Raw genomic sequence first — 22,308 nt, forward strand, 5'->3', positions numbered from 1 at the left:
TACCATGACCGAGCCCTCAGACACGGACCTGCTCCCCCTGGCCCTGGAGCCTGTCTATTTCGAGCTCGACTCGACGACGCTGCGCCCCGAGTTCCGCGACACGTTGACGCAGCTCGCGGACGCGCTGCGCAAGAGGCCCCAGGCACGGGTGAACATCACCGGGCACACGTGTGAGCTGGGGACGACGGAGTACAACCTGGGCCAGCGCCGTGCTTCCGTGGTGAGGGATTACCTGCGGCGACTGGGTGTGGAGCCGGCGCGGTTGTCGACGCTGTCGTTTGGAGAGGAACGGCCGCTGTCGACGACGGAGCTGGAGAAGAACCGGCGCGCGGAGCTGAGGGTTTCGACGGAGTGGATGAACTGAGCTGGGGGCTTGGGCGGGTTTGTCGCCCATATCCAGGCAGGGTCGCCTTGCCCCGCGATTTTCCTGGGGACTTTGGACCTCCGCCATCCCGCCCCGTACCGCTCCGTCCCGCCAGATTCCCCCCAGGGAGGGGCTCTATGGGGGAAATGAGCATGTCCCCTTCTTGCGCTCGAACCGGCCCGCGTTGTGGAGCCGAGTAGCGGGCGACTCGGGTCCCCCACTCTTCTACGCTTGGGGCTGAACCGGCTTCAACAACCCCGCTCGGTCTAGCAGCTCACGCACGCGCCTCGACAGCGCAACATGTTCCGGGTTCGTCACGGTGAATCGCTCGGGAGTCAGGATGATGAGCGTGCCTCGGTCCCCCACCGGCTCGATGCGCACTGGAGCAGGAAGCGGAGGCACCGTGCCCCGGTGACGTGCAAGGTACGTCGCCCAGCCAAGCCACACGTCAGTCTTGCCGTCCTTGTCGTCAAGATCCCGATGCGTGCGGGACATGGCGGCGACCCAGTCAGGTTCCCAGGCAAGAGCCATGCTGCGCACTACGCAAGACAAGGCAGGGGCCGTGAATAATCGCTCCGCGTTCGCGCCCTGGCTGGGGAGTGACAAGAAACAGGAGTTAGAGAACGCTTCCGCGTATCCGCCGCAGTGGATGCGCAGGGCTGCACAATCACGGCCGGTTCCGCCATTGTCGAACCAGAAGCTAAAGCCCAAGTCCTCAAAGATGGGCCCCCCTTTCTCCCGGTTGACGCCTCGCCTGAACATCTCAGCGAGCGTAGTCATGTCAGGCGGCATGAGGGGATGCTTGCGCGCGTCCTTGCGCGACTTGGTGGGCATGTACCAGTCGGCCAGGAACGGGTCGCACTTGGCCAAGAGGTTGAGGAAGTCCGCTGTGCGGTGGGCGCACTCCTTGGGAGGCTCTTTGCGCGGCCCCCAGTAGGCACCGACAAAGTAGGTGTCGGGATAGGTCTCGGATTCGAGCTTCACGGTCATGAGGTTATCCACTCAGAGAGCTGAGGTGTGGACGATTTCGACCCCTACAACCCGAGCGTTCTTGAAGAATTCGCGCAAGGCATCGGCAGCCGCTTTCTCCGCGACATGCCACCGGACGGGGATACCCATGCCCCGAACCTTTCTGCTCTGGCGCTCTGCTTGCTCAACGAGCCCCTTTGCTCCGGAGTTCCGAAACCACTCCTTGGGCTCCAGCCCCTCGAAGAACTTCGCATAGCCAGGTCCCTTGGCCTCCAACAGCACGCCGTCCTTGAATCCGTCGAACTTCACGCCGCCGGTCTGCGTGCTCATGCCGCCGACCCAGTAGGCATCATCGGCAGAGTGGCCCGTAACCTGTTCCTGGTAACGACGGGCAGGCGGCTTCATGGACTCATTGACCGGTCCCCACTGGCCAGGCCCTTTCGACGGCGAGGCCCCCTTCGCCCGCTGGAGGATGATCGCCGCTCCAGGCCCACCGCTCAGTACCGCCGCCGCTCGCCCCACCGGCACCGCGACACGACCCATGACGAGCGCGCCTTGGGCAGATAGCGAAAGCACTGGCACCTCGGCCGTAGCAACAGCCGCACCTTGCAGCGTGCGGGTTGCGGCAGACGCTGTGCCCCAGGTGGCGATCAGGTTCGTCACCAGCTTGGAGACGGCCTGCACCTGCTCGCCTCGCGGCATGTACTGGAATCGCTCCAGATACTCAGGCGACGAGGCCAGCAGGGCCGCCACGGCGGCAGGCATCTGGTTCAGCGCCGCGAGGTTGTCAGCGGGCGACGTCGAGAAGATCTGCCCCACCGCCACGGAACCTGTCCACGCGGATGAGACAGAGCATTCGTGAGATGACTGCGCGGCCTGCTGTGAGGTGGAGAGCCGCGCGGGGTCGTTTATACAGACAGCGTTCGGCAGCGCCTGAGGTTTGGGAGGGCCGCGTGGAAAGCGCTCGGGGGGTCCACGGACGCGGGTGACGCTCACACGCCACCGTGGTTCGGGGTGACGCGCGGGACTCGAGGTGGACCCGGGGCCGCCAGGGCATCCGCGGCCCCATGTTCCCGGTGATCTCCCATGTCCATTGGAGTTGCGCGGATCGCCCGGCTTTTCGGGCTTGAATCCGAGTACTCGAACGCGGGCAAGGAACCCGTTAGGGTGCGCCGCCATGCGATGCGACCACTGTTCCCGGTCCGAGACGACGGTCTTTGTTGAGCTGCACCACAACGTGGGCATGTTGTTCGCGCGTCGCTCCCATACGACGGCCGCCGACCTGTGCCGGGCGTGTCTGGGCAAGGCGTTCTGGCACCACACGCTGCGCAACGTCACCCTGGGCTGGTGGGGCACGATTTCCTTCTTCGTGACCTGGTACTACCTGCTGTCCAACATCGTCACCTACGTGCAGGCCCGCGCGGAGATGGGCCGCTCGCGCCGGCGCGCGGCGCCCGTCGTCAAGGAAGCCCGAGGCGCGGACGCGCTGCGAATCCTCCAGCCCTTCGAGCACAACATCCGCATGCAACTGCGCATGGGAGATGACCCCTCCGCCATCGCGCGCGACATGGCGCGACTGCATGGCGTGGAGGCCTCCGCCGCCCAGGCCTACGTGGAGCAGCTCCGCGCCGCCGCTTGAGGCACTGAGCCGCCAAGGGCGGCTCCGCACGCTCTTGAATCAAGACCAGCCCCCCTGTTGGCACAATCACTGCCTCGGAGGGGCACGGCTGTCGGGTTCCAGACAGACGCCATGGGAATGCCCAGGGCCCGGACGTGCCACTCATTAAGATGCAAACCGATTGCATGACGGCGGTCGGAACGGCATGCAAGGGCAGGCTGCTTTGCATGAAGTCGATTCAGGCTCGAGGCGGCCCGCGTTTCCGACAAGGCCTCTTCGAGCCCGAGAGGACTCGTATGCATCAATCAAACAGGCCTTCGATGAACAGGCGGAGCTTTCTTCGCGCGGGCGCGGTGTTGGGCATGGGCGCCAGCGGGATTCTCCCCGTGCGGCCGTCCAATGCATGGGCCGCCGAGGGGAGTGACCTCCCGGCCCCAACCGGGCCCTACGGCGTCCCCCCTTCGCCCGGACGCGGCTATCAGACGCGCCCACGGATTGATCTCAATCCGTTCAACACCGTGTACGAACCTCCAGGCATCATCCAGGGCGGTCCTCCGGCGATCCCAGACTTGATGACCCAGCCGCGGGTTGTCTCGTTGGATGGCGAAACCAAGGCAAGCAACCGGCAGGTGCGTTTTCGCAACACCTACGGTTCATTCATCTGGATTTGCATCGCGTTCCCCGCCGCCGCCAGCTGTGGGGGCTCGCTGGGGGGGCACCTGACACGCGGGTGGTGGGGAATCGGCCTGAATCAGGAGGTCCATGTCCTCACGACGCAGGAGTCGTGGGTCTACTTCATGGCCGAGGCCGATGATGGAGCAGGCTGGGGCGGGGACGCGCTCACCGCTTGTATCCCTGGGGACGGGAGGGCTTTCGACCACTGCAAGGAAATCTGCCTGTTTGGCGACCGAAGGGTCGGGATGAGGGCGAGGACCTTCTCGGCCGACGTTGTCATCACCCTGGGCCGGTGATGGCGCACCACCGGGCATCCCGCGACAGTCCACCCCTGGGCGTCAGGCGCCCTGGGGTGGGCGCAGCGGCGTCTTGAGGAAGCAGACCCTCGGGCGCCCGGACCGCATCCAGGAGCGCGGTCCGTGCCCGCGCGAAATCTCCCAGTTGGAAGAACATGTCACCGATGGCCGTGCGGACCCACGTGGTGGCCTCTTGGTCCAGCCACGGCTCGGGGCTCAGCTGGAACGCGGTCTTGAAGGACCGCAACGCCGCCGCGGGGTCCCCCTCCTCCGCGAGTGCGTCTTCCTCCACGCAGAGCGCCTGGATGCGCTCGTGAATCGAGCAGGGAGATGCGGGCGACGGACTCGCGGTTACATCGCAGTGACATCAACCTCTTCGAATCACGATAGGGAGACGAGGCCAGCCCGAGCGCTGGCCGGGCGCGGCCGGCATCCCGCGCCCTGTATCGACTCATACGAGGGGAACATCATGGGGCGCATCTATACCGGGCTGATCCTGTCCGCACTCTGGGGAGCGGGCTGCGGCGATACGACGGAGCCCGTGACGACGGAGCCCATCGAGCGCCACGTGGACGGCTCACGGCTCAAGGCCCAGGTCATCTCCACGAGCGATGGCCTGCGCTGGTTCCAGCGGGTCTACGACAGCCAGCGACAGGCAACGTGTTTCTGGCAGAAGGCCGCGCCCGATGGTGCCTACTACTGTGTGGACGACGGCGTGGGCCTGGTGTCCCGAGGTGGCTCGCATTTCAGCCACGACGATGAATACACCGACGCCGAGTGCACCGACCCGCTCGCTGACCTCTTCCAGGCGCCGGGTCCGAACACCTTCATCAGGAGGTCAGATGACCCCTGCGAAGGGCTGCAACGCTTCCACTCCGTGGGGGAGCCCTGGACGGGGGCCTACTACCGCCGGAACCAGGCCGGGGATTGCATCCGGGAACCGCTGGGCCACTCCACCCACTACCGGATAGGCCCCGAGCTCGTGACTGGCGACCACTTCGTTCGAGGGACCCTGCGGGAGAAACAGAGTGGCGGGGGCATCAAGGCCTACGTCATCGCGGGCGAGGATGGGTCGGAGACCTTCGAGACGCTCCAGGACACCACCCACGACACAAACTGCGTCGTCAACCGGGCGCGTGACGGGAAGCTTCGATGCCTTCCGAGCAGCGAACCCAGGGGCTGGCTCGCCTCGGTCTCGGTGGACCCGACATGCACCGAGCCCGCGCTCACCACGTTCACCCCCCGCGCCTGCACCCGGCCTCGATTCTCGCTGATGAGCGACGGGGACGATGCGTGCTCTCCGAACTTGAAGGTCATCGCGGTTGGAGAGGAAGTCACCCAGGTCTACGCGCCCGCCAGTGCAGTCGACCCCACGTGCCGGCCACTCACACCTGGGTCACGGGAGGGCCGCTACTACCGGGCGGGCGCGGAGCTTCCCGCCACGAACTGGCCCGAGGCGAAGGAGATCGACCTCAAGGCGCATGGCCGTCTCATCGTGCGCGGCGCGGAGGTGGCAGGGGCGGTGAAGGTTCCCGCCAGGCTCTTCGACACACAGTTGGGGACGGAGTGCTTCTTCAATCCAGACCCCTCGGGCACGGAACGCTGCTTCCCCGCGGGCCACGGCATCGACCTCAAGCTCGGATACTTCGCGGATGCCGCATGCACGACGCGGGTGTCCCCTGTCTTCCCCGCGCCCTGCACTGTCGGCGGGTACGCCGTCTTCGTGGACTTCGCCCAGGGCCCTCGGCTGCGGTACCGCGCCTTCCATCTGGGCCCCCAGCACGAAGGCCCCGTCTATGTCGTCCAGGCGGACGGTGCCCAAGCGGGAAGATGCGCGGAGCTGGAGGGGGCGCCGCCAGCGTCCGTGTATGAGGTTGGGGCGGAAATCGAGGCGACCTCGCTCGTCGAGGGGACTGAATCGATGAATTGAGGGTGCCGGCTTCAGGCTCGCGGGGCCGTTGCCTCCCGCACGGAAGTCAAGAAGAGGCCCCTGTTGGTTGGCCATCACACCCGGCGGGTTGCCATCACCTCTCCTCGGCACGATAAAGGACGGATGCCGGCTCGAGCGCTGGCTGGGCGCGGCCGTCATGCCACGCCCTGTATCGACTCATTCGAGGAGAACATCATGGGGCGCATCTATACCGGGCTGGTCCTGGCCGCACTCTGGGGAGCGGGCTGCGGTGATACGACGGAGCCCGTGGCGACGGAGCCCATCGAGCGCCACGTGGACGGCTCACGGCTCAAGGCCAGGGTCCTCTCCACGAGCGATGGCTTGCGCTGGTTCAAGCAGCTCTATGACAGCCAGTTCCAGACGCCCTGTACCTGGCAGAAAGCGGCGCCCGATGGGGCCTACTACTGCGTAGCCTCCGACACGGGCAACATCACGGACGCCGAGGACAGCCGCCTCCAGGGCTACACCGACGCCAACTGCTCCATCCCCCTCGCCTACTTCTCCCCCCCTCCGGGCCCCAACACCCTCATCTCGAAGACGGATGGCACCTGTGATGGGCTTCAACGCTTCCACACCGTGGGGGAGGCCTGGAGTGAGAGCTACTTCCAGCGGGACTACAACGGAGATTGCGTTCGGGAAGTGAGAGACGCCGCCTACCTCTACCGGGTGGGGCCCGAGGTGGCCGCCAGCGACTACCTCGTTCGTGGCGTCCTTCAGGAGAAGCAGAGCGGCAGGGGCATCAAGGCCTACACCATCAAGGGCGAGGATGGCTCGGAGAGCTTCCAGTCGCTCCAAGACACCACCCGCGATACGGAATGCACCGTTCGGTTGGCGCGTGACGGGACACTTCGCTGCTTGCCGTCGGGTGAGTCGACAGGCGCGAGCGCCTCCGCCTCGGTAGACCCGGCGTGCACCGAACCTGCATTCGCGACGACCTCCTACCTCTTCTGCACCGCGCCGCGCTTCGCGGTGTATGCCAATCCGGAAGAGACGTGCCCTTCGGGTCTGCATGTCGTGGCTGTCGGCGAGGAAGTCAGCCAGGTCTATGGTTCCCTCGGTGAAAACAACCCCGGGTGCCAGCCTCGGCCGCCTCAGCCACGGTACGTCCGCTACTACCGGGCTGGCGCGGAGCTTCCCGCCAGGAATTGGGTCGAGGCGAAGGAGGTCGACCTCAAGACCCATGGCCGACTCACCGTGCGCGGCGTGGAGCTGGGAGGGGCCGTGAAGGTGCCCACCCAGATTGTCGATACGCAATTGGAGACGCGGTGTACGTTCAGGTCGGACCCCGCGGGCACGCTTCGCTGCTATCCAAGCCAACACTTGATCAACCTCGAGCCCGGATATTTCGCGGATGCCGCATGCACGACACCGGTGTCCCATGTCTACCCTGCGTCCTGCACCGTCGGCGCCTACGCCGTCTACATTGACGAATCGCAGGGCTTTCCCGGAAAGAATCGTGCCTTCCATCTAGGTCCCAGACACGAAGGCCCCGCCTACGGCAGAAACCTGGCCGGCCAGTGCTTGACGTGGAGTTTGACTCCTCCGGAGCCCTTGTATGTGGTTGGGGCGGAGCTCGATGTGATGTCACTGGTCCAGGGCACTGATTCGATGGAGTAACAGGCACCTGTGGGAAGCGCGGGCCCGCGGTGCGCTGGAGCGGCTGTCACGAGCGGAGGACGGCCGCATCGCCTATCGGATGAAGCGCCCACTGCCGGACGGCACCACGCATGGGGCTGCCCTCGGTCGCGCGTCACCGCGCAGGACTTGTCCGGGGGGCCCCGCTGCTGAAAAACACCCCGTAAAGTTCCAGGAAAGTCTGGCGGGCCTCATGCGTAGAGCCCCCACACTCTCGACGAAGGTGTTGCGCGAATGCGGTTCGACAGGAAGGTCATCGACGCCTGCCAGGTGATTCCCTCCGTGCCGACCTCCAGAGGAGCGTGGGCCGCACTCACCGCACGATGAGCACCACGGCCTGGACGACCCCTCGTCCAGACGTGATGCCCCTCCGCGATTTCGCGGGGGTTCCTTCCCGGTTCGCACACAACAGGGTGCCTCATTCCAGCCGCGAAGCCGGTTCGCTGGCTGGGTTACTCGGAGTTGTTTCATGAGCTCATGGACATGCAGTTCCAATGACGTTGGCGTTTCTGAATCGGGCCGCCCTGCCCGCCTTCTACGGATGGCCCTGCTCGGCGCCATCTGCTCGGTGATGACAGCCTGTTCGGCGCAGGTCGAAACTTCAGACGACGCCGTTGCTCTCGACACCACGGGCCAGAAGAGCATCGGGCCTACCTTCACCTTCCCGCTGAAGGTCAGCGCCAACCAGCGCTACCTGGTCGACCAGAACAACGTCCCGTTCCTCGTGAACGGATTCAATCCCCAATCCATCGTCACCGGAGTCGACCCCGCAGACTTCAATACCATCTTCGCCACCAAGGCCAGCCAGGGCGTCAACGCCGCGGATGTCTGGTTGATTCAGGACTACTCCAAACCTGACTCCTCCACCTGGGACGGCATCAAGCCCTTCACCGGGACGCTCGCCCAGACTTGCGACTATGGCCCGTGCTGGGACTTGAGCACGCCGAACGAGGCCTACTTCGCCCGGGTCGATGCCCTGGTGGCGGCCGCCAACCAGAACAACATCGTGCTCTTCACGACGCCCATCGACGGTCCCGTCGGCTTCCACGAGACCCTCGTCGCGAATGGAGCGACACGGGCGAACCAGTACGGTCAGTATCTCGGCAACCGCTACAAGAACCACCACAACATCGTCTGGTGGATGGGCGGCGACTACTTCGATGTCGACGTCAATGACAAGGCGCGCATGGCCGCGGTGGCGAGCGGAATCAAGAGCACGGACAACGTCAAGCCGAAGCTCTTCGTGCTCCAGCTCGCCCCCATCACCGGGACCAGCTCCCTGGATGGCGACTGGTCGGTGTGGGGAGGCCTTGTCACCCTCAGCGGCGTCTACAACTACAACGCGGCCTACTACAAACAGCACGTCGACTACGGGCGAACCCTGCCGGCGATCATGCCCAGCTTCCTGATGGAGCCCAAGTATGAAGACGAAGGAGTGACTGGGCGAGACACCCGGAAGGTCGCCTGGTGGTCCATCACCTCCGGCTCCGTCGGCACTCTCTACGGGGCGTCTCATGAGTGGCAACTGGGGGCGCCGTTCCCCAACAAGTCCCTGCTCAACAACCCGACGCACCCAGGCGCCCTCTTCATGCAGCACTTGCGGACCTTCTTCGATGGTCCCAGTGGGTTCAACTGGTGGGACCTGGTCCCCGACCGAGGGCCTGGTGACCCGGTCAACGGGAGCACCATCGTGACCCAGGGCATGTGCACCAGCGGGAGCAACAGCACCAGCTGCTATGGCAACAACGCCGTCCGGACCAACTACTACGCGACGACCGCGCGGACCTCCAACGGGTCGGCGGTGGTCATCTACATCCCGTCGTCCCGCACCGTCCGCGTGGACATGACGAAGCTGTGCGGCACCTCCACGGTCAAATGGTTCAACCCCACCAACGGTGCGTACACGACCGTCGGCACCAGTTTCGCCAACACCGGGACCCAGGACTTCACCACCCCTCCGTGGACCACGAGCCACCAGTCGAACTGCGACGACGCGGCGCCGCAGTCCACCACCTGCAACGACTGGGTGCTCACCCTCAACACCAATGCCCCATGCAGCGGCGCCGTGGCTCCGACCGCAAGCACCTCGGCGGCCAGCAATGTCGGCGCATCAGGCGCCTCGCTCAACGGCTCGGCCAACCCCCATGGCGCGCAGAGCACGGGCTGGTTCCGATACAGCTCCACCCACCCCGGCAACTGCGACGACACCTTTGGAACTCGCGCCCCCGCCACCGGTGGCGTGAGCCTGGGCAGCGGCGGCTCGACGCTCACGTACACCCAGCCGGTGACGGGGCTCGCGGCAAGCACCACGTACTACTTCTGCGCCATCGCCAGCAATCCGGTGGGAGTGACGCCCGCGAGCGCGGTGCTGTCGTTCACCACTTCGGCCACGGGAGCCGCTCCGACCGTCGTCACCTCGGATGCGACCAGCGTCACTTCGAGCAGCACCACGTTGAACGGGGCGGGCACCCCCAATGGTGCCGCGACCACCGGCTGGTTCCGCTACAGCGCGACCCATCCCGGAAGCTGCAACGACACCTTCGGGACCCGCGCCCCGACCAGCGGCGGCGTCAGCCTTGGCGGCGGAAGCACCCCGGTCAGCTTCAATCAGCCCCTCACCGGCCTGACGGCTGGCACCACGTACTACTTCTGCGCGCTCGCCAGCAGCACCGACGGCACCGGCGTGGGTCAGGTGAACTCGTTCGTGACCAGCTCGAGTTCGTCAATCACCATCGGTGAGACGAACATCCTGTCGGGCACGGACTCGGGCCTCGCGGATCTGCTGGTCGGCAACCAGGTTGCGCTGACACAAACGGCCACGCTCCAGACCTTGAGAATCAACGTCAAGGCCTTGGGGACCTCGACTGGCAACCTGACCCTGGCCGTCTATGACAGCCTCGCTGGTGGCGCGCCCGGCAGCCTCAAGGCGACGACAACGTCGTTCGTCCCCGTGGTCGGGTGGAACACCGTCAACGTCGTCACGCCGGTCTCCCTCCCGGCGGGTACCTATTGGCTCGTGGTGGGGTTGAACAGCGGCAGCACCGTCCTTGCCTATGGCAGCGGGTCAGGGACCGAGCGTTGGGTCAGCAGGACGTACGGCGCGATGCCTGTCACCTTCCCCACCACCGGCGTGACGCAGGGCGCAGGCCACTACTCGTTCAACGCGACGCTCACACCGTAGCGCCGCCGCGTTCTGGACGAGGAGTCATAGCGGCGCCTCCCGTCGAGGAGCGCCCGCTGGATGACCGACCGCGAGCACCCCGCCGTTGATACTTCAGACAGCCCGCGGCCGCGTCCTGGTGAGCGCCAGGACGCGGCGCGGGCCCCTGTACCGCACCGGATTGTTGAGACGCCATGTTGGTCGTAATCAGGCCGCGTGCTTCGCGTCTTGCGCCCCTGGATGGCACTCCACGGGGTCAGTGGTTGGCGCGGACGCGCAACATGGCTGGCCCAGGCTCTGAGGCGTTGGCCGGAGCGACCCAGGCGACAACCACGCGACCCGCGCTCATGAGCGCAAGCAAGGGCTCGCTGCTCCGGTCCGCCGGGACGCCGCTCAGCAGCGTATTCCAGCCAGAACCGTCCCATGCCACGACGCGGAGTTCCGACACCTCCTGCCCCATGGAGTACTGGACCACGGCAACGGCCGGAGCATCATCTTCGGGTGCGAGTGCCAGGGAGACCGACTGTTTACTAAAGCCGAAGCCAAGCACCGATTGAGCGTTCCCCACCTTCGTCCAGGCTGTTCCGTTCCATCGCTGGACATAGAGGCTTGACACATCCCTCCATGCGACCACCGGCGTGCCATCCGCCGCGAACTTCAGATCCGCCGCATACGCTGAACCCGAGGAGGAGCCTGCCTCGACCTGGAGAGAATCGCCGACTGCTGAAATCTGTGTTCCCTCCAGACGCAACACCCGCAGCTCATTCGAACCAGCGTCCTGGTACACCACCCATGGCCGCTGGAGGGAATCGATGGCCAGCGAGAAGATCTCCGCACGGCGCGGTGGAAGTACCTCCGTCCAGGGCCCGCTTCCTCCGACATGGACCGAGGACATGCTCGACGAAGAGGCCGAGTCGAACCAGGTCACGGAAATGCCAGCGCGGCCTCTGGGGCCGATTCCAAAAAGAAAGCGGTTGATCGACGAATAGCCGTTGCCAGTGGATTCATGGATGGGAGTCCACGCAGCCCCGTCTCTTCGGAGCAGATGAAAGTCGGTTCTATCGACTGTCCATGCGAAGTGCGGGACATTGTCTAGCCCCAGCGCGAGCCTCCCGGAGCCGTAGGTATTGGGGGGACCGATGCTGCGCCAGTCACCACCATCCCATTGCGCGACGATGCTCTTGAGGGTCATAGAGGGGCCGACGGAGTTCCACTCTTCGAAGGCCACAACAGGCTTTCCGTTTGGAAGAACCACCAGCGATGGCTGCTCGGTGCTGACAGCGTATCGACCAGGCTCGGAATGCACGGATGCCCCCAACAGCCGCCAGGCAGGAGCGTGCCACGACCAGACGCCAGTGGGGCGAATGAGGTGGTTACCCGCCAGATCCGAGACCTGCTCCGTGACGTCCAGCGTCATGTCCACGGGAAGAGAGAGGGGTTCGTCGCAGGCAACCCTCACGGTCTTCCCGTCCGTGGAGAGTTCTCGCTGAGCGCGTACGGGCGTCGTGCCCGCTCTGAGCTGCACGCTGCTATCCGTGAGACTGGCGACGAGGAGCGGCTCTGAAGCCGTGAAGGAAATAGCCCCAGTCCACTCCTCGGGACTTCCAGGCGTGGGGCTTCGGGAGATGAGTTCCGGCGGCGTGCGGTCCACCACCACCTCGAGGTGCGGACTCACGGCGGTGGTGGAACCACGGTGGACCCGTGCGGTCAACTGGTACTGGCCTTCTGGCACATGAGTGGTGGCCCATGTGTATTGGTAGGGAGCGACGAGCTTCGCGAGGACGTTGCCATCCAGGAGCAACTCCACGCTATCGGGAGTGCCCGCATGAACCGCGACCTGCACCGTCACCGCATCGCGTACATAGGCTGTACCGAGGGGACTGGTGATGACCACGCTCATCCCCGCGTCTTCGCCACAAGCAAGCGCTGCCGCGGGGAGAAGGCTCGTTAGAATCCGCAGCCCGACCCCGCAGGTGAGTCCTGGAACGGCGTGGAGAGGTGTGCGCATTCCGCGCATTGTAGTGCAAGGCTTGTCATTCTTGAAGTGGCGGAAAGGGCATCCCGCGCCGGATCAATCATTGCCGACATCCAATCTCATCCCTAAGAGCCGCAAGGCACGTACGTCCGACCTCACCCTCGAGGTGCGAAAGGATACCCAGCGCTCGAGGCTGAGCGTGCGCGCCTTGGCCACGGGTGGGTCAAGGCGCTGATCGTCCGCCAGTCTGTGCGCGGTTGGCCCCGGCACGAGGGCCAACCCAGGCCGCCGGGTGTTGAGGCTCATCCGGCGCCACGAGGTCCAGGCCCCTGCTACCCACCTGAGGGGAGCGCGGTCTGGGCAGGCATGTGCCCCAAGCGGGCTCAAGCGGCCTGTCCACCGGACGGGTGCATCACTTCGGGCAGGGACTCATCAAGGGCGTGCAGACGCCTCTGAACGCCACCCTCATCATGGGCGGCCGAGCCATCAGCGCGGTCCAGACACTCCTGCGCATCGAGCCCGTGCGCAAAAAACCTCACGGACACGGAGGTCGCCGCGCTACGGCAGGCGTACGGGGACTCCATCGACTCCTCGCGCATCAGCATCAAGGAAGGCGATGCGGGGCGCCTCACGTTGTCGCGGCGGCCGTTCACCCATGGCGACACCACCTACATCCCCTCCGGCCACCTCCCCTGCAGCTCGACCTGCTCGTCCACGAGGTGGCGCACGTCTGGGAGCACCAGCATGGTGGCACCGACTCCATGAGCGAGGCGCTCTTCGCGCAGCGCTTCGGAGACGGGTACGACTTCCTCAAGGCACTCCAGGCGGGGAAGTCCTGGGAGGAGATGAACCCGGAGCAGCAGGCGGAACTGCTCGAGCAGGGCTTCCTTGCCGGCGACTTCGCGGAGCCTTCGCTGCCCCTCGTCATCGATGGCGTGGACTACACCGCGCAGCTCGACGCCGCGGCGAAGGACGTCCGCGCCGGCCGGGGAGCGCCGTAGCCATGCGACATCGACGTCTGCCCCTCCTGGGCTTGGCGCTCCTCCTCGGCGCGCTCGCGGGGGCCTGCGAGCCGCTGCTCGTGGTGGAGCTGGCCCCGACAGGGAGTTCCTGCCGGCCCCCGCCTTCTCGGTCCGGGAGCCCTCTCGGCCCGGTGAGGCGCCCCGGTACGGCCAAATCCACGGTGTCACCGAGGATGGAACGCTCGTGTGGGCGGTCCGGGCGCTGCCCACGACGGCGCGCCAGTCCCCGACGCGCCTCGTCTACGGCGAGCCCCCGGAAGGCTTCGCTGTCAATCAACAGGCACTGCCGTTGGAGCGCGGCCGCACCTACCTCGTCTCGGTGGTGGGCGAGGGGCGAGGCGCATTGCGCTTTCGTGTGCTCGTGGACGAACGGATTGTGGAGAGTCAATAGGGGGCAGCGCTGCGCCATCCTTGCACCAGATGTACCGTGTTGCCGCTACCAGCGCCATCAACCAACCCGCACTTGTTGTACGTGTTACCATTGCATCGCTGCACCGACTCGACGTTCACACTCGGAGGGACGCATGCAAAGCATCATCAGAGGACTGCTGGTGGGTGTATTCGTAGTGGGGCTCGCGGCGACTGGCTGTGGTGGCACTTCGGCGGACGAGCAGGGAGAGCTGGCCAGTTTCGAAGCGCAAGAGCAAGGCTTGTACCGCTGTCTCCCTGAAGATGGGCCCTGCCCCGCTGCATATACGTGTGTCGGTATTATTTGCCGCAGGACTTGCGCTTCGTATGGCAGTAGCGGTTGCCGCGACCCAGGCGCGATGACGTGCTGCCCCGGCACGTCTGCGAATCCGCCCTACTGCATGGAGTCACCACAGAGTTGCGGACCCGGAGGAGTAGATTCAGTAGGGCCCGGGGGCGAGCCCTAGCGCGGACCGACCTTCCCCGAGATCGCCAAGCTGCGCGACGCACAGCGAGTAGCTCCCGCCCCGAATCCGGTGGTGAGCTGCAGGCTACTTAGCTCGATGCCCGCTCCGGTGCTTCGGAGCGGGCTTGGGCGCACGTCAGGCTGCCCTCACCGGGCACTCGCGTCCCGCCGCTTCAAGCCTCCGGGCGGCCACCTCGCGGTAGCACTACTCCTCGATTTCCACCCCCACGGTGCGCCGGCCGAGCCGCTGCGCGGCCACCCTCGAGAGGAAGTAGCGCTCGGCGTCGTTGGACGGCTCAGGGCAGGTCTGGGCAGGCGTGTACCCCAAGCGGGCTGCGCGGCCTGTCCACCGGACGAGTGCATCTCTCGGGCGGCCACGTCAGCGGCATTCCTCGGCCCCCCTGCACCCTCCCTCCCCTCTACTGGGCCCCATCCCTCTGATGTATGAGCGTTGCGCCAGGCGCCATCAACAGCGGCTCCATGCGCAGCACGCGGCCCTTACCGGTGGCCACGGTCGCCGCGACCCGTACGTGGGCGAAGACTCTTCCGTCACCGTATTTCTCTCCGGAGGTGGAGGCGAGCAGGATGGAGTGGGTCTCCGCCACGTTCGTGTCGTCGTTGAAGAGGTCGGCATAGACGTAGTCCGCGCCGTCCTCGCACACCACTTCCTGGCCTGTGCTCGGCGAACGGGCTGGGTCGGCTCACGCCCGAGGGAAAGGAGCTGTGTTTCGAACAGGTGGGCAAGGAGCAGAGCAGGCTCCGCGGTCTGAGGTCCCACGCGGGCACGCTCTACGTGTATGGCAACGGCGGTCTGTTCGCGCTCCAGGGCAAGGCCCTCGTCGCGCGTCACGCCACCCGCTTTCCGGTGTCGGGCGCGTGTGCGGGCCCCGACGGAAGCTCGCCCTCCCCAAGGGGCCCGTGAACTCACGGGCCTTCTTCCGCAACCACCTCTTCGTCGGCGTGGGAGACCACGTCCTCCGACTGGACGATGATTGGAGTAAGCCGGTGGTTGGTCATCCCAGGCCTTTCCGTTTCGGTGAAACAGCCGTCACGGAATTTCCTTCAAGGGGCGAGGACCTGTCCTCGAAAATCCGAGGAGCGCCGTCCCGCGTCGAGGGCAACCCATTGAAATCCCAGGCCGGAGGGATGCGCATGGCGCTTGCTTCCCAGGGCTGTCCTCCGCACTCCGAAAGGACTGGACCCCGATGTCGTCGACCCCGCTGAAGGCTTGTGTATTCACCGCGCTGTTGGGATTGGCTGCCTGCCACTCCGACGGCCAGACGCCCATGGAGGACGAGACTCCGGCTCCCGGGGAACTGGTGGCCTCCAACAAGGAACGGGTGGCGGCGCCTGTCGTCTCCGACACCGACTTCGCCTCGCTCGTCGCGAGCAACACCGACTTCGGCGTGGCCATGTACCGGCAGGTGGACAAGCCCGGAGAGAATGTCGTCCTGTCTCCGCTCAGCCTCACCCGGGCCTTCAGTATGGTGTACGCCGGAGCGCGCGGTGACACCGCGGCGCAGATGGCGCGGGCGCTGGGCTTCACGCTGCCTCAGGAGCGGCTGCATCCCGCGCTCAACCGATTGGACCTGGCGCTCCAGGCCCAGGCCGGCCAGTCGCATGGCGACACCGGTGATGCGCCGACCTTCCGCACGGTGAATGCCCTGTGGAGCCAGCAGGGCTATCCCCTGGAGGCGTCCTACCTGGATGTGCTCGCCGAGCACCATGGCGCCGGTCTGCACGCGGTGGACTTCGCCGCGGACGCGAACGGCGTGCGTCGCTCCATCAACGACTGGGTCTCCGGCAAGACGAACGGGCGCATCCAGGACCTGATTCCCGAGGGCGAGGTGCGTCCGGACACGCGCCTGGTCCTGGCCAATGCCTTGTACTTCAAGGGGAGCTGGCGTGCGCCGTTCATGTCCCAGGGGACCCGCTCGGAGCCCTTCCACGGGCTGGACGGAGCCACGACCCCTGTCCCCACGATGAACACCTCCTGGCTGTTCCCCGTCGCGGAGGGTGATGGTTATGACGCCATCGCGCTTCCGTACGCGGGGCGCGCCTTCCGCATGCTTCTGGTCATTCCCGATGCGAATCGCTTCCAGGACGTGGAGCAGCGCCTGTCCGCCGCCTTCCTCGACACCGTGCGCGCGCAATTGAGGGACCATCGCGTGATGCTGAGCATGCCTCGCTTCGAGGTGAGCCAGTCGCTCTCCGTCGTCGACGCACTGAAGGCGTTGGGCATGGTGGATGCCTTCGGCGCCCGGGCGGACCTGTCTGGAATCACCCGGCAGGAGCGCTTGATGCTCAGCGGCGCGCAACACCAGACCTTCGTGGCCGTGGACGAGCGCGGCACCGAGGCCGCCGCCGCCACCGCCATCGAGGGCGTCCCCGTGTCCCTCCCGCCGGAGTTCCGGGTGGACCGCCCGTTCTTCTTCTTCATCGAAGAGGTGGAGACGAAGAGCGTGCTCTTCCTGGGGCGAATCGTCAGTCCCTGAGGGACGCCGGACGACCCGCCCTGGCGGAGTCCAGCTCGTCGCGCCCTCCGGAGTGGCGAGCCTCTTCTCCAACTCGATGCCACCCGGCTCTCGATGCCACGCACGGGAGGTGTGCCCCCAGACAACAAGGGCACGGAGGAGGAACCCTCCGTGCCCTCGCGCAACCCCGACAACCTCAGTCCAGCGTCAGCCGGAATGCCCCGTATTGGTAGGCATACCAGGGGTCGACCTTGACCACGACATGGTGGCCCCCCGAGAGCTGCGGCGTGAACTCGCCCGCGGAGTTCACGGCCACCGGCTGGCCCATCGGGTCCAACACCTGGAACATCGAGTAGGCGCCCAGGACCTGGACCCGGCGCGGCTGACCTGCCACCAGGTCGGCCGCGAAGACATCCACGTCGTAGAAGGAATCCAACCCGGCCATGAACGACGAGGGGAAGGTGATGACCGTGGCATGGGCCACGTCGTCCCCATGGTCATCCACGGCGGCCACCTCCAGCCGAAGGTCATAGAAGGCCCCGACGAACGCCTGGTTGACGGTGACATAGATGGGCCCCGCCTCGACCGGATCGAAAAAGAACCGGGTCGGACCTCCATGGTGAATCCGACGCGCCGGCCCGTTGGGCGTCTCGAAGGTGAGATCGCACACGGTGCAGTACAAGTTGTAGAGGGTCTGGTCCTGCGCGTGGAAGACGAAGACATCCCGGTCCTGCTCGCGATGCCGCCAGCCCGTCGCGGTCTGCCCTGGCACCAGTACGGTCGCGCCCACTTGCGTGTTCGCGTGGTCGTCAGGCCCCATGTCGGCGGCCTCGATGACGTACGTTCCTGGGTAGCGGATGCCACCGGGATCAAGCTTCACCTCCAGGGTGTACTGCGCGTCCTCCGTGGCCTCATGAATCAGATGCCCGGAGTTCGAGGTCTGGAGCGACTGCCCCTGGGCATTCCTGAGCTGGAGGGACTGGGAACTCCCCGTGCCACTCGTGCGAAGGAAGCGATAGATGCGCCCCGCCTGGACAGGGAACGCGAACACATCCACGTCCCCGCGCGTCTCCAGGTGGCCGTCGAGCGTCGTGGGGAACGCGATGGCCGTCGCCACGCCAGCCGAGTCCCCATGGTCATCCAGCCCCAGGTCCTCAAGGGCGCAGGTGTAGGGGCCGACGAAGTTGTCGTGAAAGAGTTCGACGGAATAGCCACCAGCAGCGGGCGCCTCCACGGAGACACTCGTGCTCCAACCCGACACATGGACCGAGCCCTCTACCGCCACCCCAGCGCCGTCACGGAGCAGGAGGCCAGGGCTCGGTGGCGCACTACAGGTGAAGCGATAGAGATGGTCCTGTACCGCCGAGAAGGTGAAGACATCCCGGTCCCTGGCATTCGACACCCTGCCGGTGAAGGGCGTGGGCGAAGGGGTTAGCGGTGTGGCGAACTCCAGCACGTCCCCATGGTCGTCGGCCTCGAGGAAGTCGAGCTGGAGGGCGTAGGTACCGTTGAGGAGCAAGGGCGCGTACCAGTCCGGGGTGACCTCTACGCTGTAGGTCCCCGGGTGCGTGGCATTGAAGACGGCTGCCTGGACCGTCGCTCCCGTGGCAGTCCCCACCGGCGAGGTGACATTCACCTTGCAGGGGTTCAGCGTCGTCGACTCGCAACGCACGCGATAGACGGCTCCCCGTGGAAGGGACAGCGAGAACACATCCCGGTCGAAGACATACTCAAGGACGCCAGTCGCAGCGGTCGCTGGGTTCCAGGGCGTGGCGGTGGCGGCCAGGTCCCCATGGTCGTCCAAACCCAGCTCGATGATTTCACAGGAGTAGGGACTCACCGTCACCGCGATCCGGGAGGAGATGCTCAGGTACGTGGGCTCCGTGACCGCCACCTTGAAGTGGATGCCCATTCCAGGCGGCGCCCAGACCCCCTCGGTCTCCGCCCCCTGCATCTGGGCGTCAAAGCGGCGAAGGGTCCACTCCGAGAGCGGGCCGGAGAAGAGGCACTGGAAACGGTAGTAGCGCCCAGCCTGGGCGGTGAAGGAGAAGACGTCGTGGTCCCCGTCGAAGTCCAGGGCGCCCACGATGGGGCCGGCATGGGGATCGACAGGGGTGGCCTCCCACGGCACGTCTCCGTAGTCATCCTGGACCAGCGACCCGCGCGAGGTGGAATGGGAGGCCAGGTCGGAGGACTCACCTCCACACGCAGCCAGCAGCAAGATGCAAAGACACGAGAAGAGGCGTCGCGATTGTAGCGGCATGATGGAACTCCGCGAAGAATTTCCGGCCCAGCCACGGATTGTATATCACCAAGCGAGTGATTAGCGTCACATTCCGGGCGCAAATCCTGCCATCAAGGCCACGCAAAGGTTCCAGCCCCAATCAACTACCATTCCAAAGGAATCTTCCAAGCAACAAGCATTGTCGCACTTCTGTCCGACGAGCCTACCCGGACCGAGCCAGCGCTCTGCATCTCATCATGGCCGTTGCCATTGAAGTTACTGGCGTCTGAAATGATCGTCGCTCTCTCGACAGGGCCTGCTGACTTCAATCCAAGACACCACTGAATGATGCCTCCGAGGAGCCTTCCTCCCCGCCCCTCTCCGGACCACGTGCACACGATTCGGGACCTGGCGCAAAGACGCGCGGCAGCACCAACGTGCCCCAGACGGCGTCTCGAGGCCACGGCGGGGGGCCACCTTTCCGGCAGCCTGGATACAGATACAGTGGTACTACGACAGTCAAAGGAACACGAAATTCGTGTAAATATTGACAGGCCTGGATACCATGGAGGTGAACCAAGGAGGGTTCTCCATCATGCGTCTCTCCCGCCGGGCACTGCCCGGACTTCCCATGTTCGCGGTGGTCTCACTGCTCCTCCAGGTCTGGGGCGCCTCCGAGGCCGTCGCCGCCGAGCGGCGCTTCCTCGTCGACTTCGGTGACGGGCCCACCGCCACGCCGGGGTGGAACAATCTCCACTTCGGCTCCACGGGCTCATCGCTGAGCAACCTGGTGGACGCCACGGGCGTGGGCTCGGGGTTGTCGCTCCAGATAACGGACGGGTTCTGGCAGGGCTGGACGGGCGCCTACAACGGCGGGGGCACCACCGCGAGCACCGTCTATCCCGCGTCGGCCACGCGGGACACGTTCTTCATTGGCACCAACGAGGGGACGACGGACTCGCAGGCGCAGGTCCGCCTCTCCGGGCTGGCCATCAATGGCACCTACTCGCTGCGCTTCTATGCGTCGCGGATGGCGGGTGACTCGGCGGACAGGACGACGCGCTACACGGTGGGCACGCAGGCGGTGGAGCTGCAGGCGACCAACAACATCGACGGCGTGGTGGAGTTGACGAACCTGGTGCCCTCCAACGGGGCTTTGGACATCACCGTGACGATGAAGCCCGGCGCTATCTTCGGCTACCTGGGCGTGCTCGAGGTCATCGAGCAGGACGGCGGCGTGGTGGTGAATCAGCCCCCCGTGGTGAACGCCGGGGCCGACCGCACCGTGCCGCTGCCCACCAACACGGTGGCGCTCCAGCAGTCCTTCTCCGACCCGGAGGGACAGAGCATGACCTTCGTGTGGTCCCAGGTCTCGGGTCCCACCACGGCGCGGCTCTACCAGAACCCCTGGACCCCGCTCGTCGCGAGCAACCTGGCGCAGGGGACCTACGTCTTCCGCCTCACGGTGACGGATGCCCAGGGCGCGAGCGCGTCCGATGACGTGAGCGTGTCCGTGGTGCCGAGTACGGGAAGCGGCACGCCCTTCCTGCGCACGCTCACCGAGAAGTCCGTCACGGCGGGCGGCAAGCTCATCCACTACTACGAGTCGCTGCCTCGCGGGTACAACACGGACCCGAACCGCAAGTGGCCAGTCATCGTCTTCCACCACGGCGTCGGCGAGAAGGGCAGCACCCCGGAGTCGCTGCCGAGCGTGCTCGGCAACATGACGCTCGTCCGGGACAACCTGCCGTTGGAGTTCGCGATCAACGGAGTGACCGAGTCGTTCATCGTCATGATTCCGCAGCTCCACGGAAACTACGGCGACTGGCAGGACTTCTTCACCCAGGCGATGATCGACTCGGCCAAGGCGAATCTCCGCGCCGACTCGGACCGCGTGTACCTGATGGGCTTCTCGCTGGGTGCGTTCCACACCTGGAGCTTCCCGCAGCGCTCGGACGCGCACGCCCGCCAGATTGCCGCCATCGTTCCCTTCTCGGGCGGGCGCGTCTACAGCGTGAACGGCGTGTCACAGGTCTGCCGGCTGGCCACCGAGGACGTGCCCGTGTGGGCCTTCCACGCGGCGGATGACGGCACGGTGCACGTGAGTTCGACGGACGCCGCGGTGAACGGCCTCAACGCCTGCGCCCCCGCGCCGGACCCTGCGCCGCGCTACACGCGCCCCACGACGGGGGACCATTGGATCATCGGCTCGGGCGCTTCCCCCACGCAGCCGGTGGCCAGCAACATCTACCACTGGATGCTCTCCCACCGGCGCGCCAGCACGCCGCCCCCGCCCGTCACCCAGCGCACCCTCACGCCGAGGGTGACCACGGTGCCCAAGCTCTGGAACGGTCAGATGGGGTACTACGAGTCGTTGCCGCGTGGGTATGACGCCGACCCGCTCCGTCGGTGGCCGCTGCTCATCTTCCTCCACGGCATCGGGGAGCGTGGCAATGGCACGACGGAGCTGTCCAGGACGCTGGCCAATGGCGTGCCCGCGCAGATCAACGCGGGGCAACCGCTGGAGTTCACAGTCAACGGGGTGACGGAGTCCTTCGTGGTGCTCGTCCCGCAGTTGAGCGAGAGCGGCTCGAGCTGGCATCCCTATCAAATCGAGCGCCTGCTCGACGTCGCGCAGGCCGGCTTGCGCATCAATCCCAAGCGCGTGTACCTGACGGGCCTGTCGCTGGGAGGCTTCGGTACCACCGCCTTCGTGGAGTTCTCGCTCGCGAACTCCCAGCGCATCGCGGCCATTGCCCCCACGGATGGTGCCCACTACGGCGGCATCATCTGGACGCCGGACCTGGACAACGTGACGACCGACGCGTGCCATCTCGCGCAGGCGGACGTGAAGGTCTGGCAGTTCTACGGGGCGAACGACAGCAGTTGGGGGCGGACGGCCACGGACTTCGTCGCGCGACTGAACGCCTGCGCGCCTCCGTCACCGACGGTGGTGACTCGCTACGAGAACGTGGGACATGCGGCCTACACCCGGGCCTACTACACGGACCACACGTATCACTCCCCGAACCTCTACGAGTGGTTGCTCGCTCAGCAGCGCCCGTAGGCGA

At 65.9% G+C, this 22,308-nt stretch carries 16 protein-coding genes; 10 read left to right on the forward strand and 6 right to left on the reverse strand.

The features are described from left to right. The first annotated feature begins 4 nt into the window (after positions 1 to 4). Positions 5 to 364: an OmpA family protein gene (locus HUA74_RS19655; protein WP_174455724.1), complete on the forward strand. Its 360-nt coding sequence runs from the start codon at positions 5 to 7 to the stop codon at positions 362 to 364. A 225-nt stretch (positions 365 to 589) separates the two neighbouring features. Here the strand turns inward: HUA74_RS19655 and HUA74_RS19660 are convergent, their stop codons facing one another. Then, positions 590 to 1,354 (reverse strand): immunity 52 family protein, encoded by a 765-nt coding sequence (locus HUA74_RS19660; protein WP_174455725.1) that lies wholly within the window; start codon positions 1,352 to 1,354, stop codon positions 590 to 592. Positions 1,355 to 1,366: 12 nt separating this feature from the next. Next, positions 1,367 to 2,158 carry a Tox-REase-5 domain-containing protein gene (locus HUA74_RS46850; protein WP_371817268.1) on the reverse strand — a complete coding sequence of 264 codons (792 nt, stop codon included), beginning with the start codon at positions 2,156 to 2,158 and terminating at the stop codon, positions 1,367 to 1,369. 352 nt (positions 2,159 to 2,510) lie between these two features. Here HUA74_RS46850 and HUA74_RS19670 point away from each other — a divergent pair, with 352 nt between their 5' ends. Continuing rightward, positions 2,511 to 2,972 carry a hypothetical protein gene (locus HUA74_RS19670; RefSeq protein WP_174455573.1) on the forward strand — a complete coding sequence of 154 codons (462 nt, stop codon included), beginning with the start codon at positions 2,511 to 2,513 and terminating at the stop codon, positions 2,970 to 2,972. 206 nt (positions 2,973 to 3,178) lie between these two features. Beyond that, positions 3,179 to 3,922 (forward strand): twin-arginine translocation signal domain-containing protein, encoded by a 744-nt coding sequence (locus HUA74_RS45180; protein ID WP_217443510.1) that lies wholly within the window; start codon positions 3,179 to 3,181, stop codon positions 3,920 to 3,922. Here the strand turns inward: HUA74_RS45180 and HUA74_RS19680 are convergent. Next, positions 3,906 to 4,214, reverse strand: a complete 309-nt coding sequence (locus tag HUA74_RS19680) for a tol-pal system YbgF family protein (RefSeq protein WP_174455728.1) — start codon at positions 4,212 to 4,214, stop codon at positions 3,906 to 3,908. The genes HUA74_RS45180 and HUA74_RS19680 overlap by 17 nt on opposite strands. Positions 4,215 to 4,391: 177 nt before the next feature. Between HUA74_RS19680 and HUA74_RS19685 the strand changes: the two genes are divergently transcribed. The 3 genes from HUA74_RS19685 to HUA74_RS19695 all read left to right on the forward strand — a co-directional run bounded on the left by HUA74_RS19685 (position 4,392) and on the right by HUA74_RS19695 (position 10,689). Then, complete coding sequence (locus HUA74_RS19685; RefSeq protein ID WP_174455729.1) at positions 4,392 to 5,852, forward strand: hypothetical protein; 1,461 nt, start codon at positions 4,392 to 4,394, stop codon at positions 5,850 to 5,852. 195 nt (positions 5,853 to 6,047) lie between these two features. Continuing rightward, positions 6,048 to 7,490, forward strand: a complete 1,443-nt coding sequence (locus HUA74_RS19690; RefSeq protein ID WP_174455730.1) for a hypothetical protein — start codon at positions 6,048 to 6,050, stop codon at positions 7,488 to 7,490. Positions 7,491 to 7,977: 487 nt separating this feature from the next. Beyond that, entirely contained in the window at positions 7,978 to 10,689 is a 2,712-nt protein-coding gene (locus HUA74_RS19695) for a DUF4038 domain-containing protein (protein WP_174455731.1), read from the forward strand. A gap of 235 nt (positions 10,690 to 10,924) precedes the next feature. On the opposite strand, the gene HUA74_RS19700 is transcribed toward HUA74_RS19695, so the two are convergent. Further along, positions 10,925 to 12,568, reverse strand: coding sequence for an Ig-like domain-containing protein (locus tag HUA74_RS19700; protein ID WP_174455732.1), 1,644 nt, complete (start codon positions 12,566 to 12,568; stop codon positions 10,925 to 10,927). A gap of 836 nt (positions 12,569 to 13,404) precedes the next feature. Between HUA74_RS19700 and HUA74_RS19705 the strand changes: the two genes are divergently transcribed. Both HUA74_RS19705 and HUA74_RS19710 read left to right on the forward strand, forming a co-directional pair. Continuing rightward, positions 13,405 to 13,644 (forward strand): hypothetical protein, encoded by a 240-nt coding sequence (locus HUA74_RS19705; RefSeq protein WP_174455733.1) that lies wholly within the window; start codon positions 13,405 to 13,407, stop codon positions 13,642 to 13,644. Between the two features lie 205 nt (positions 13,645 to 13,849). Beyond that, entirely contained in the window at positions 13,850 to 14,056 is a 207-nt protein-coding gene (locus HUA74_RS19710; protein WP_174455734.1) for a hypothetical protein, read from the forward strand. 902 nt (positions 14,057 to 14,958) lie between these two features. Here HUA74_RS19710 and HUA74_RS19715 read toward each other — a convergent pair. Continuing rightward, entirely contained in the window at positions 14,959 to 15,201 is a 243-nt protein-coding gene (locus HUA74_RS19715) for a hypothetical protein (protein WP_174455735.1), read from the reverse strand. A gap of 543 nt (positions 15,202 to 15,744) precedes the next feature. Here HUA74_RS19715 and HUA74_RS19720 point away from each other — a divergent pair. Continuing rightward, a complete protein-coding gene (locus HUA74_RS19720) occupies positions 15,745 to 17,034 on the forward strand; it encodes a serpin family protein (RefSeq protein ID WP_174455736.1) in 1,290 nt (429 codons plus the stop codon). A gap of 175 nt (positions 17,035 to 17,209) precedes the next feature. On the opposite strand, the gene HUA74_RS19725 is transcribed toward HUA74_RS19720, so the two are convergent. Then, positions 17,210 to 19,276 (reverse strand): hypothetical protein, encoded by a 2,067-nt coding sequence (locus HUA74_RS19725; protein WP_174455737.1) that lies wholly within the window; start codon positions 19,274 to 19,276, stop codon positions 17,210 to 17,212. Positions 19,277 to 19,832: 556 nt separating this feature from the next. Here HUA74_RS19725 and HUA74_RS19730 point away from each other — a divergent pair. Further along, positions 19,833 to 22,304 (forward strand): Ig-like domain-containing protein, encoded by a 2,472-nt coding sequence (locus tag HUA74_RS19730; protein WP_174455738.1) that lies wholly within the window; start codon positions 19,833 to 19,835, stop codon positions 22,302 to 22,304. The last annotated feature ends 4 nt before the right edge of the window (positions 22,305 to 22,308 follow it).

It is taken from the genome of Myxococcus sp. CA051A, from assembly GCF_013336705.1.
Lineage (GTDB): Bacteria > Myxococcota > Myxococcia > Myxococcales > Myxococcaceae > Myxococcus > Myxococcus llanfairpwllgwyngyllgogerychwyrndrobwllllantysiliogogogochensis.

What these genes read in the sequence shown, in the direction of transcription:
- HUA74_RS19695 (WP_174455731.1), top strand. Translation starts at nt 7,978, where the DNA reads ATGAGCTCATGGACATGCAGTTCCAATGACGTTGGCGTTTCTGAATCG.
- HUA74_RS19660 (WP_174455725.1), bottom strand. Translation starts at nt 1,354, where the DNA reads ATGACCGTGAAGCTCGAATCCGAGACCTATCCCGACACCTACTTTGTC.
- HUA74_RS19705 (WP_174455733.1), top strand. Translation starts at nt 13,405, where the DNA reads ATGAGCGAGGCGCTCTTCGCGCAGCGCTTCGGAGACGGGTACGACTTC.
- HUA74_RS45180 (WP_217443510.1), top strand. Translation starts at nt 3,179, where the DNA reads ATGAAGTCGATTCAGGCTCGAGGCGGCCCGCGTTTCCGACAAGGCCTC.
- HUA74_RS19655 (WP_174455724.1), top strand. Translation starts at nt 5, where the DNA reads ATGACCGAGCCCTCAGACACGGACCTGCTCCCCCTGGCCCTGGAGCCT.
- HUA74_RS19685 (WP_174455729.1), top strand. Translation starts at nt 4,392, where the DNA reads ATGGGGCGCATCTATACCGGGCTGATCCTGTCCGCACTCTGGGGAGCG.
- HUA74_RS19720 (WP_174455736.1), top strand. Translation starts at nt 15,745, where the DNA reads ATGTCGTCGACCCCGCTGAAGGCTTGTGTATTCACCGCGCTGTTGGGA.
- HUA74_RS19670 (WP_174455573.1), top strand. Translation starts at nt 2,511, where the DNA reads ATGCGATGCGACCACTGTTCCCGGTCCGAGACGACGGTCTTTGTTGAG.
- HUA74_RS19725 (WP_174455737.1), bottom strand. Translation starts at nt 19,276, where the DNA reads ATGCCGCTACAATCGCGACGCCTCTTCTCGTGTCTTTGCATCTTGCTG.
- HUA74_RS19700 (WP_174455732.1), bottom strand. Translation starts at nt 12,568, where the DNA reads ATGAGCGTGGTCATCACCAGTCCCCTCGGTACAGCCTATGTACGCGAT.
- HUA74_RS19730 (WP_174455738.1), top strand. Translation starts at nt 19,833, where the DNA reads ATGCGTCTCTCCCGCCGGGCACTGCCCGGACTTCCCATGTTCGCGGTG.
- HUA74_RS19690 (WP_174455730.1), top strand. Translation starts at nt 6,048, where the DNA reads ATGGGGCGCATCTATACCGGGCTGGTCCTGGCCGCACTCTGGGGAGCG.